The sequence below is a fragment of the Streptomyces mabaensis genome (assembly GCF_053763515.1).
Genome location: NZ_JBSOPZ010000054.1, coordinates 25184 through 34772, shown reverse-complemented (window position 1 = coordinate 34772; position 9589 = coordinate 25184). Strand labels below are relative to the sequence as shown.

Here is a 9589-nt window from a genome sequence, read left to right as displayed (position 1 = left end):
GACGATCGTCGTGATGACCGCCGTGATGACCGTGGTGGTCGTCCGGCCGGCGGTGGCGGTTACCGCGGCCGTGACGACCGGCCCAGCGGTCCGCCGCGCCGTGATGAGCGGGCCGGCGGCGGCTTCCGCCGCGACGACCGTGCCCCGCGTCGTGACGACGACCGTGGTGGGTTCCGTCGTGACGACCGGCGCGATGACCGGGGCGGCCGTCCGGGCGGCGGCTTCCCCCGTGACGACCGGGCTCCGCGTCGTGAGGACGACCGTGGTGGGTTCCGCCGCGACGACCGTCGTGATGACCGCCGCGATGACCGTGGTGGTCGTCCGGCCGGCGGTGGTGGTTACCGGGGCCGTGACGACCGGCCCAGCGGTCCGCCGCGCCGGGACGAGCGTGCCGGTGGCGGTTACCGGGGGCGCGACGACCGGCCCCCGCGCCGTGACGACGACCGCGGTGGCTTCCGACGTGACGACCGTGCCCCGCGCCGGGACGACGACCGCGGTGGGTACCGCGGGCCGCGTCGCGACGACGACCGGGACCGCGGCGGATACCGGGGCCCGCGTGACGACCGGGACCGTGGCGGCTACGGGCGTCGCGACGACCGGGACCGTGACCGGGAGCCGATCAAGCGGCTGCCGATCGACGAGGACGTCACCGGCGACGAGATCGACAAGGACGTGCACCAGGAACTGATGAGCCTGCCGAAGACCCTGGCCGAGGATGTCGCCAAGAACCTCGTCATGGTCGCCCGGCTGATCGACGACGATCCCGAGCAGGCGTACGCGTACTCGCGTATCGCGCTCCGGCTCGCCTCCCGTGTGGCTGCCGTACGCGAGGCGGCCGGTTTCGCCGCGTACGCGACCCAGAAGTACACCGAGGCGCTCGCCGAGTTCCGGGCAGCCCGGCGGATGACCGGCTCAGCGGAGCTGTGGCCCGTCATGGCCGACTGCGAGCGCGGTCTCGGCCGTCCCGAGCGGGCTTTGGCCATGGCCGGTGAGCCCGAGGTGCAGAAGCTCGACAAGGCGGGCCAGGTCGAGATGCGCCTGGTCGCCGCCGGCGCACGCAGGGACATGGGGCAGCTCGACGCCGCCATCGTCACCCTGCAGAGCCCGGAGCTGGCGTCGAACTCCGTGCAGCCGTGGACCGCGCGCCTGCGCTACGCGTACGCCGACGCACTGCTCTCGGCCGGACGCGAGGACGAGGCACGCGAGTGGTTCGCCAAGGCGCTCGAGGCCGACAAGGACGGGGCCACGGACGCCTCCGACCGCCTGGCCGAGATGGACGGCGTGGAGTTCGTCGATGCCCTCGGTGAGGGTGAAGAGGACGAGGAGCCCGCAGCTACGGAGGCCACCGCCGCGACCGAGGAGACCGAGAAGAGCGAGGAAACCGACGCGGCCGACGCGGCCGAGGAGAAGGACGACAACGCCTGATCCTGCGTGAGAAAGGGCGGCATCCCCACGGGGGTGCCGCCCTTTGCCGTTCCGGGCCGGTCGGCCGGTCCGTCGTCAGTCCGCCGTCAGTCCGCCGTCAGTCCGTCGTCAGGCTGCGCAGGACCAGACCCGTGGCCGGCTTCGGACCGAACGACGTCGACTTCCGCGGCATGGTGACGCCCTGACGGGCCAGCTCCCGGACGACCTCCTCGCGTACCGGATGCATGAGCACCGCCGTACCGCCCCGGCGCTCCGCCTGCTCCACCGTGGCCTCGGTGTCGTGGATGTACGCGATGTGCTCCGGCGCGTCCGGGATGTGCCACACCCGCTCCAGCAGGGTGGCGTGCAGCACCGTGGCGTCGAGCCGGCGCCAGGCTTCCGGCCGGTCCTGGCGGATCGTCGAGGTGAGCAGCCCGGGATCGGGGTCGGTGACGAGGTGGTACGAGCCGTCTCCCGCGAGGAGGAAGGCGTTTCCGTGCGCGGCCGCCTCGGCCAGTGCCTCCATCGCCGCGGGGAGCGGGCCCTCGACCGTACGGACACGGAACGAGCCCGCGAGGGCGGCGAGCGCGTCCGCGACCGGCAGGCGGTGCAGCAGGCGGTGGATCGCGCGGACCTGGAGCGGGTAGCGGGCCGTGTCGACCAGCAGCACCAGACCGAAGTCCCAGGGGCTCGACGCGGCGTGCTCGGACTGGAGCCGCAGGTACGTCGCCCAGCGGTGGTGCCCGTCGGCGATCAGGGCCTGGTGCTCGGCCAGGTCGGCGGTGAGCTCGGCCAGTTCCGCGCCCTCGGTGATCGACCAGAGGCGATGGCAGAAGCCGTCCTCGGTGGTGGTGGAGAGCAGCGGCGCACTCTGCACCGTGCGCTCGATGACGGCCGCCGCTCCCGTCGAGTCGCCGCCGCTGACATAGGTCAGCAGCAGCGGCTCCAGATTGGCCGCGGTGGCGCGCATCAGGTCGGCGCGGTCCTTGACGACGTGCGGCATGACGTCCTCGTGGGGAAGGACGATGCCCGCGTCGGGTGCGGAGAGTTCGAGCGATCCGATCACCCCGCGCTGGAGGACGTCGCCCCTGCGCTGTTCGTACACGTACAGAGCGGGCTCGGTGTCGGCGGCGAGGACGCCTTCCGACAGCCAGCGGCGAAGGGTGTCGGCCGCCTTCTCGTTGCGGGCCGCGGGGCCGGCGGCCTGCGGGAGGATCAGCCGCACGATGTTGTGGGGGTCCGCGGATTCCAGGTGGTGGAGGCCGTCGGGCCGGACGACGACGTCGTACGGCGGAGACGTGACGGCGGCGAGGCTGCCGACCCGCTCCGGGACATAGCGCAGTCCGTGAAACGGGATCAGGCGCAGTCCGCGGTCCGCGGCCCCAGTTCTGCTCATTGGTGCATGGTAAATGGGGTACGGCGATGCGCGATGATCGGGGGATGCGCACCCAGCGAGGAGTGGACACCATGAGCCGGCAGAGCAGGACCCAGCCCGCGGGCAGCACGCGGACGCTCGACGAGGCGTACGACACCGCCCTGCTCGACCTGGACGGGGTGGTGTACGCGGGGGGCGAGGCGATCGCGTACGCCGTGGAGTCGCTCGCGGCCGCCCGCGAGGACGGGATGCACCTGGCGTATGTGACCAACAACGCCCTGCGGACGCCCGAGGCGGTCGCGGAGCACCTGACCGAACTCGGTGTGCCCGCCGAGGCCACGGACGTGATCACTTCGGCGCAGGCGGTCGCCCGGCTGATCTCCGACCAGGTTCCGGCGGGAGCGCGGGTGTTGGTGATCGGAGGGGAAGGGCTGCGGGCGGCGCTGCGCGAGCGGGGGCTGCAGCTGGTCGAGTCGGCGGAGGACGGTCCGGCCGCGGTCGTGCAGGGGTACGGCGGGCCCGAGCTGGCCTGGGGGCGGTTCGCCGAGGCGTGTTACGCGATCGCGCGGGGTGTGCCGTGGTTCGCGTCCAACACCGACCTGACGATTCCGAGTGCGCGCGGGATCGCGCCGGGCAACGGCGCGGCGGTGGAGGTCGTACGGATCGCCACCGGCGCCGAGCCGCAGGTCGCGGGCAAGCCGCTGCCGCCGATGCACCGGGAGACGATCCTGCGTACCGGTGCCGAGCGGCCGCTGGTGGTCGGCGACCGGCTGGACACCGATATCGAGGGGGCGTTCAACGGGGGCGTGGACTCGCTGCTCGTACTGACCGGGGTGACGGACGCGGCGCAGCTGCTGGCGGCCGAGCCCCGGCACCGGCCGACCTATGTCGACGCCGATCTGCGCGGGCTGCTCACCGGCCAGCCCGAAGTGACCGAGGCGGGGGGCGGATTCGTCTGTGGCGGGTGGACCGCGTCGGTCACGGGCGACGAGCTGGCCCTCGAAGGGAGCGACGGAGCTGTCCTGGACGGCCTGCGGGCGCTGTGTGCGGCGGCCTGGACGCACGCGGGGAACGGTTCCTGCACGCTCGACGCGGGGAAGGCGCTGTCCCGGCTGGGGCTGTGAGTCGTCCGGCGCCGCAGGGGAGTTGGCGGGGGTGTGGGATGCGGGAAGCCCGCCGGTCGAGGGCCGATCAGAGGGTAGGCTAACCTAACCTCGTGTTGGTCGACAGCCCTCCCGAACCCGAACAGAGCGCGCAGCCGGTCCCCGCGCCCCGCAAACGCAATGCGGCGCGTGCCGCGGGGCTCCTGGTCTCCCTCGGCGTGCTGCTGCTTGTCGCCCTGGCGAGCATCGCCATCGGCGCCAAGCCGATCCCGCTGGACCAGGTCTGGCACGGTCTGTTCCACAACACGGGCACCGCCACCGACGTGGTCGTCGAGAAGGTGCGCATCCCCCGCACGCTGCTCGGGCTGCTCGTCGGTACGGCGCTCGGGCTCGCCGGCGCGGTGATGCAGGCGCTCACCCGTAACCCGCTGGCCGAGCCGGGAATCCTGGGCGTGAACGCGGGAGCCGCGGCCGCCGTCGTCTCCGCCATCAGCTTCCTCGGGGCCTCCTCGCTGACCGCGTACGTGTGGTTCGCCTTCGCGGGGGCCGCGGCCGTCTCCGTGCTCGTCTACCTGCTGGGCGGCAGCCGCAGCGCGAACCCGGTGCGGCTCGCGCTGGCCGGCACCGCGGCCACCGCCGCGCTGTACGGCTACATCAACGCCGTGCAGCTGATGGACTCCGCGGCGCTCGACAAACTCCGCTTCTGGACGGTCGGTTCACTGGCGTCCGCCAACATGGCCACCGTCGGTCAGGTGCTGCCGTTCCTCGCCCTGGGCATCGGACTCGCCCTGGCCATCGGCCGCCCGCTCAACGCCATGGCGATGGGTGACGACACGGCGAGGGCGCTGGGCGCCCATCTGACCCGTACCCGCGTCCTCGCGATGGCCGCCGTCACCCTGCTCTGCGGGGCCGCGACCGCCGCCTGCGGGCCGATCGTCTTCATCGGGCTGATGATTCCGCACCTCGTCCGGGTCATCACCGGGCCGGACATGCGCTGGACCCTGCCGTACGCGGCCGTGCTCTCACCGGTCCTGCTGCTCGGCGCGGACGTCGTCGGACGCATGGTCGCGCGGCCCTCGGAGCTCCAGGTCGGGATCGTCACCGCGCTGATCGGCGGGCCCGTCTTCATCCATCTCGTACGCCGCCGGAGGATGGCCCAGCTGTGAGTGTCCGTACCCGGGGCAGGACCCCCGGCCCCGCCGCGCTGCGCACCCCGGGCGGCCTCTCGTTCCGGGTGGACCGCCGGGCGTGCGTCGTCGCCGTGCTGCTTGCCGCGGTGGCGCTGGGCGTCGCCGTCGTACTCATCGGCAGCGGGGACTACCCGATGTCGCCCGGCGAGGTCGTCACCACGCTGACAGGCGGCGGCACCCCCGCGCAGGAGTTCATCGTGAACGACCTGAGGCTGCCGCGTGTGCTCGTGGGGCTGCTCGTCGGTGCGGCGCTGGGGATCGCGGGCGCGGTCTTCCAGTCCGTCTCCCGTAATCCGCTGGGCAGTCCGGACGTGATCGGTTTCGGTTACGGATCGTCGGTGGGCGCGCTCGTCGTCATCGTCCTGTTCAAGGGCGGGGCCACGGAGGTCGCCGCCGGGGCGGTCGCCGGCGGACTGCTGACCGGCGTCGCCGTCTATCTGCTCGCGTGGAAGCGGGGCATCCAGGGCTACCGCCTGGTGCTCGTCGGCATCGGCGCGTCCGCGATGCTCACCGCCGGAATCCACTACCTGCTGACCAAGGCGCAACTGGTCGACGCCACCCGGGCCGTGATGTGGATGACCGGCACGCTCAACGGGCGGGACTGGGCCCAGGTCTGGCCGCTGCTCGCCGTGTGCTGCGTGTTCATCCCGGTGGTGCTGGGGTACGGGCGGGCCCTGCGGATGCTGGAGATGGGCGACGACGCGGCATACGCCCTGGGCGTCCGCGTCGAGCGCACCCGGCTGGTGCTGATGCTCAGCGCCGTACTGCTCACGGCCGTCGCGACCGCCGCGGCCGGTCCCATCGCCTTCGTCGCGCTGACCGCACCCCAGCTCGCCCGGCGGCTCACCCGCTCGGCCGGGCCCAACCTCGCCGCCGCGGCCCTGATGGGCGCCGCGCTGCTGCTGATCGCCGACTGGGCCTCGCAGCGGGCCTTCGGGTCGGACCAGCTGCCGGTCGGTGTGGTGACCGGACTGGTCGGCGGTGTCTATCTGCTGTGGCTGCTGGTCACCGAGCGCAAGGCAGGACGCATATGAAGACGACGGCCTCCGGGACCTCCAGGAGCACGGACAGGAGTACGCACGTGCAGCGCCTCACCGCCGACAACGTCACCCTCGGCTACGACCAGCGGGTCATCGCGGAGAACCTCTCCGTCGAGATACCCGACCACTCGTTCACGGTGATCGTCGGCCCGAACGCCTGCGGCAAGTCGACCCTGCTGCGCGCGCTGTCCCGGATGCTGAAGCCCTCGCAGGGCCGGGTGCTGCTGGACGGACAGGTCATCGGCTCGATGCCGGCCAAGAAGGTGGCCAGGACGCTGGGACTGCTGCCGCAGTCGTCGATCGCCCCGGACGGGATCACGGTCGCCGACCTGGTCGCGCGCGGCCGCTATCCGCACCAGGGCCTGCTGCGCCAGTGGTCGCCGGAGGACGAGCGGATCGTCGGGGAGTCCATGGCCGCCACGGGCGTCGGGGAACTGGCCGACCGCTTCGTCGACGAACTGTCCGGCGGCCAGCGCCAGCGGGTCTGGATCGCCATGGCCCTCGCCCAGCAGACCCCGCTGCTGCTGCTCGACGAGCCGACGACGTACCTCGACATCCAGCACCAGATCGACGTCCTCGACCTCTGCGCCGAGCTGCACGAGACGCAGGGGAGCACCCTCGTGGCCGTACTCCACGACCTCAACCACGCCGCGCGCTATGCCACGCACCTGATTGCCATGCGCGGCGGCGAGGTGGTCGCCGAGGGTCCGCCCGGCGAGGTCGTCACGGCCGAGCTGGTGGAGAAGGTGTTCGGGCTGCGCTGCCAGGTCATCGACGATCCGGAGACCGGGACGCCGCTGGTGGTGCCGGCCGCGCGCAGGGCACGTACGCCCGAGGCGGCCGCGGCAGCGGTTACAGCAGCGACCTGAGCTTCAGCAGATCGCGGAAGCCGGCCTCGAGCCTGACCCGGCCCGAGGCCCAGGCCTTCGCGAATTTCAGCTCGCCCCCGACCATGGCCACCAGGTCGTCGCCGGTCATCGCTAGCCGGATCTGCGCCTTCTCCGGGGGCGGGCCCGTCAGGGTGTCGGTCACCTGGATCCGGCCCTGGGCGAGCCGGCCCATGAAGGTCGCGTCGAGATCGGTGATGTGGCAGCTCAGCGAGCGGTCCAGCGCTGCCGCGCTGCGCACCTCGCCGTCGGCCGTCGCAAGGTTGTCCGAGAGTGTGTCGAGTGCGCCGCGGCACTCTTTGATCGTCGCCATCGTGAGCGACGTTACCTCAGGCCACGGACAGGCCACTGTTCGCCGGAGAGAGCGCGGTTCGGGGTAGCGTCGGGGCATGAGCGACTCATGGCCGGGCCCCGAGGCGGAGCCCGCGGGCCGGCGGGCGGAGGACCGGGCCCGGCAGGCGGACGACGAGGCGATCCCGCAGGCGGACGACGAGGCGATGACGCGGGCGGACGACGAGGCGATGACGCAGGTGCCGTCCTACGAGCCCGCCGCGCCCGCGCCGCTGGGTGTGTCCCGCACGCCCACCGGTGACGCCGGCGTGGACGCGCAGCTCGAGCGGCTGGCGGACGCGGACCACCTCCCGGCGGACGGGCACATCGAGGTGTACGAGGATGTCCACCGGGGGCTGCGCGACGCGCTGACCGCGCTCGACGCCCGCCCGGGTCCTCCGGCGCCCCCGGGGGCCTCTTCCGGTCCTTCCGTGCACGACAACAGGAGCTGAACCGAACGTGGCAGGAGTGGCACGCCGCCGCCTCGACGCCGAACTGGTCCGCCGAAAGCTCGCCCGCTCGCGCGAGCACGCGAGCCAGCTGATCGCCGCGGGACGGGTGACCGTCGGCGGCACCACCGCGACCAAGGCCGCCACCCAGGTGGAGACCAGTGCGGCGGTCGTCGTCCGCGCCGACGAGAGCGACCCGGACTATGTCTCGCGCGGCGGCCACAAGCTCGCCGGCGCGCTGGCCGCGTTCGTACCGCTCGGGCTGACGGTGGCGGGGCGGCGGGCGCTGGACGCGGGGGCGTCGACCGGTGGCTTCACGGATGTACTGCTCCGGGCCGGGGCGCGCGAGGTCGTGGCCGTCGATGTCGGCTACGGACAACTCGCGTGGTCCTTGCAGAGCGATGAACGCGTCACCGTCAAGGACCGTACCAACGTCCGTGAACTGACACTCGACGTGATCGACGGTGAGGCGGTGGACCTGGTGGTGGGGGACCTGTCGTTCATCCCGCTCGGGCTGGTGCTGCCGGCTCTGGCGCGGTGCGCGGCGCCGGACGCCGACCTCGTACTGATGGTGAAACCGCAGTTCGAGGTGGGCAAGGAGCGGCTGGGCAGCGGCGGGGTGGTGCGCAGCCCGGAGCTGCGCGCCGAGGCCGTGCGCACGGTGGCGCGGCAGGCGGGTGAACTGGGCCTCGGGGTGCGGGGTGTCACCGCCAGTCCGCTGCCGGGGCCGTCCGGCAATGTCGAGTACTTTCTGTGGCTCAGGGCCGGGGCGCCCGAGCTGGACCCGGCGGATGTGGACCGTGCAGTGGCGGAGGGGCCGCGTTGACGACGACATCAGCAGCACGAACTGTCTTTCTCCTGGCGCACACCGGCCGTCCGGCCGCGATTCGCAGCGCCGAGCTCGTCGTCCAGGGGCTGCTGCGCAGCGGCCTGGGGGTACGGGTGCTCGCCGCCGAGGCGGCCGATCTGCCGCTGCCGCCATCGGTGGAACTGGTGGCAGAAGCATCGCCCGGGGTACTCGAAGGCTGCGAGCTGCTGGTCGTCCTCGGGGGTGACGGGACGCTGCTGCGCGGTGCGGAGTTCGCCCGCGCCTCGGGGGTGCCGATGCTCGGCGTCAACCTCGGGCGCGTCGGCTTCCTGGCCGAGGCCGAGCGCGACGACCTCGACAAGGTCGTCGACCGGGTCGTCACCCGCGCCTACGAGGTCGAGGAGCGGATGACGATCGACGTCGTCGTCCGCAACAACGGCGACGTCGTGTACAGCGACTGGGCGCTGAACGAGGCCGCCGTGCAGAAGGTCTCCGCCGAGCGCATGCTCGAAGTCGTCCTGGAGGTCGACGGCCGGCCCGTCTCCGGCTTCGGCTGCGACGGCATCGTCTGCGCCACCCCGACCGGCTCCACCGCGTACGCCTTCTCGGCCGGCGGGCCGGTCGTCTGGCCCGAGGTGGAGGCGCTGCTGATGGTGCCGATCAGCGCTCACGCGCTGTTCGCCAAGCCACTGGTGACCTCGCCGACCTCGGTGCTAGCGGTGGAGGTGCAGCCCGGTACGCCGCACGGGGTGCTGTGGTGCGACGGCCGCCGGACGCTGGAACTGCCCTCGGGTGCGCGGGTGGAAGTACGGCGCGGTGCCGTCCCGGTCCGGCTCGCCCGGCTGCACCACGCGTCATTCACCGACCGGCTGGTGGCGAAGTTCGCGCTGCCGGTCGCGGGTTGGCGAGGGGCGCCGCACTAGGGCCTGTCCGGCGGATCAGGGCCGGATAGGACGCGGCGTCTGGTGCACTGCGCTTCGCTCCGTCTCCGCTCTTTTCCAGG

10 protein-coding genes and 1 pseudogene are annotated in these 9589 nt (G+C 72.7%); 8 read left to right on the top strand and 3 right to left on the bottom strand.

Annotated elements, in window-relative coordinates; translation table 11 throughout:
* Positions 1–678 (bottom strand): annotated as a pseudogene (locus tag ACWV17_RS31680) (hypothetical protein); the annotation flags it as partial.
* Between ACWV17_RS31680 and ACWV17_RS31675 the strand changes: the two are divergent.
* Positions 673–1425, top strand: coding sequence for a hypothetical protein (locus ACWV17_RS31675; RefSeq protein ID WP_455362377.1), 753 nt, complete (start codon positions 673–675; stop codon positions 1423–1425). The pseudogene ACWV17_RS31680 and the gene ACWV17_RS31675 sit on opposite strands and share 6 nt — an antisense overlap.
* 97 nt (positions 1426–1522) lie before the next feature.
* On the opposite strand, the gene ACWV17_RS31670 is transcribed toward ACWV17_RS31675, so the two are convergent.
* Positions 1523–2800 carry a DUF1015 domain-containing protein gene (locus tag ACWV17_RS31670; RefSeq protein WP_455362376.1) on the bottom strand — a complete coding sequence of 426 codons (1278 nt, stop codon included), beginning with the start codon at positions 2798–2800 and terminating at the stop codon, positions 1523–1525.
* Positions 2801–2871: 71 nt separating this feature from the next.
* Here ACWV17_RS31670 and ACWV17_RS31665 point away from each other — a divergent pair, with 71 nt between their 5' ends.
* From ACWV17_RS31665 to ACWV17_RS31650, 4 genes are all read left to right on the top strand, one after another.
* On the top strand, positions 2872–3903 hold the full coding sequence (locus ACWV17_RS31665) for an HAD-IIA family hydrolase (protein WP_455362375.1): 1032 nt from the start codon (positions 2872–2874) through the stop codon (positions 3901–3903).
* Between the two features lie 95 nt (positions 3904–3998).
* Positions 3999–5048, top strand: coding sequence for a FecCD family ABC transporter permease (locus ACWV17_RS31660; protein ID WP_455362382.1), 1050 nt, complete (start codon positions 3999–4001; stop codon positions 5046–5048).
* Positions 5045–6106, top strand: coding sequence for a FecCD family ABC transporter permease (locus ACWV17_RS31655; RefSeq protein ID WP_455362374.1), 1062 nt, complete (start codon positions 5045–5047; stop codon positions 6104–6106). Before ACWV17_RS31660 ends, ACWV17_RS31655 begins: the two co-directional genes overlap by 4 nt.
* Positions 6103–6981, top strand: a complete 879-nt coding sequence (locus tag ACWV17_RS31650; RefSeq protein WP_455362373.1) for an ABC transporter ATP-binding protein — start codon at positions 6103–6105, stop codon at positions 6979–6981. Before ACWV17_RS31655 ends, ACWV17_RS31650 begins: the two co-directional genes overlap by 4 nt.
* On the opposite strand, the gene ACWV17_RS31645 is transcribed toward ACWV17_RS31650, so the two are convergent.
* On the bottom strand, positions 6965–7312 hold the full coding sequence (locus tag ACWV17_RS31645) for an SCP2 sterol-binding domain-containing protein (protein ID WP_455357224.1): 348 nt from the start codon (positions 7310–7312) through the stop codon (positions 6965–6967). The genes ACWV17_RS31650 and ACWV17_RS31645 overlap by 17 nt on opposite strands.
* Positions 7313–7388: 76 nt before the next feature.
* Between ACWV17_RS31645 and ACWV17_RS31640 the strand changes: the two genes are divergently transcribed.
* Genes ACWV17_RS31640 through ACWV17_RS31630 form a run of 3 tightly spaced genes read left to right on the top strand, consistent with a single transcriptional unit; the run spans position 7389 to position 9509 of the window.
* Positions 7389–7781: a hypothetical protein gene (locus ACWV17_RS31640; RefSeq protein WP_455362372.1), complete on the top strand. Its 393-nt coding sequence runs from the start codon at positions 7389–7391 to the stop codon at positions 7779–7781.
* Between the two features lie 7 nt (positions 7782–7788).
* Positions 7789–8604 carry a TlyA family RNA methyltransferase gene (locus ACWV17_RS31635; RefSeq protein WP_455362371.1) on the top strand — a complete coding sequence of 272 codons (816 nt, stop codon included), beginning with the start codon at positions 7789–7791 and terminating at the stop codon, positions 8602–8604.
* Complete coding sequence (locus tag ACWV17_RS31630) at positions 8601–9509, top strand: NAD kinase (RefSeq protein ID WP_455357227.1); 909 nt, start codon at positions 8601–8603, stop codon at positions 9507–9509. The genes ACWV17_RS31635 and ACWV17_RS31630 overlap by 4 nt, the downstream gene beginning before the upstream one ends.
* Positions 9510–9589 lie beyond the last annotated feature (80 nt).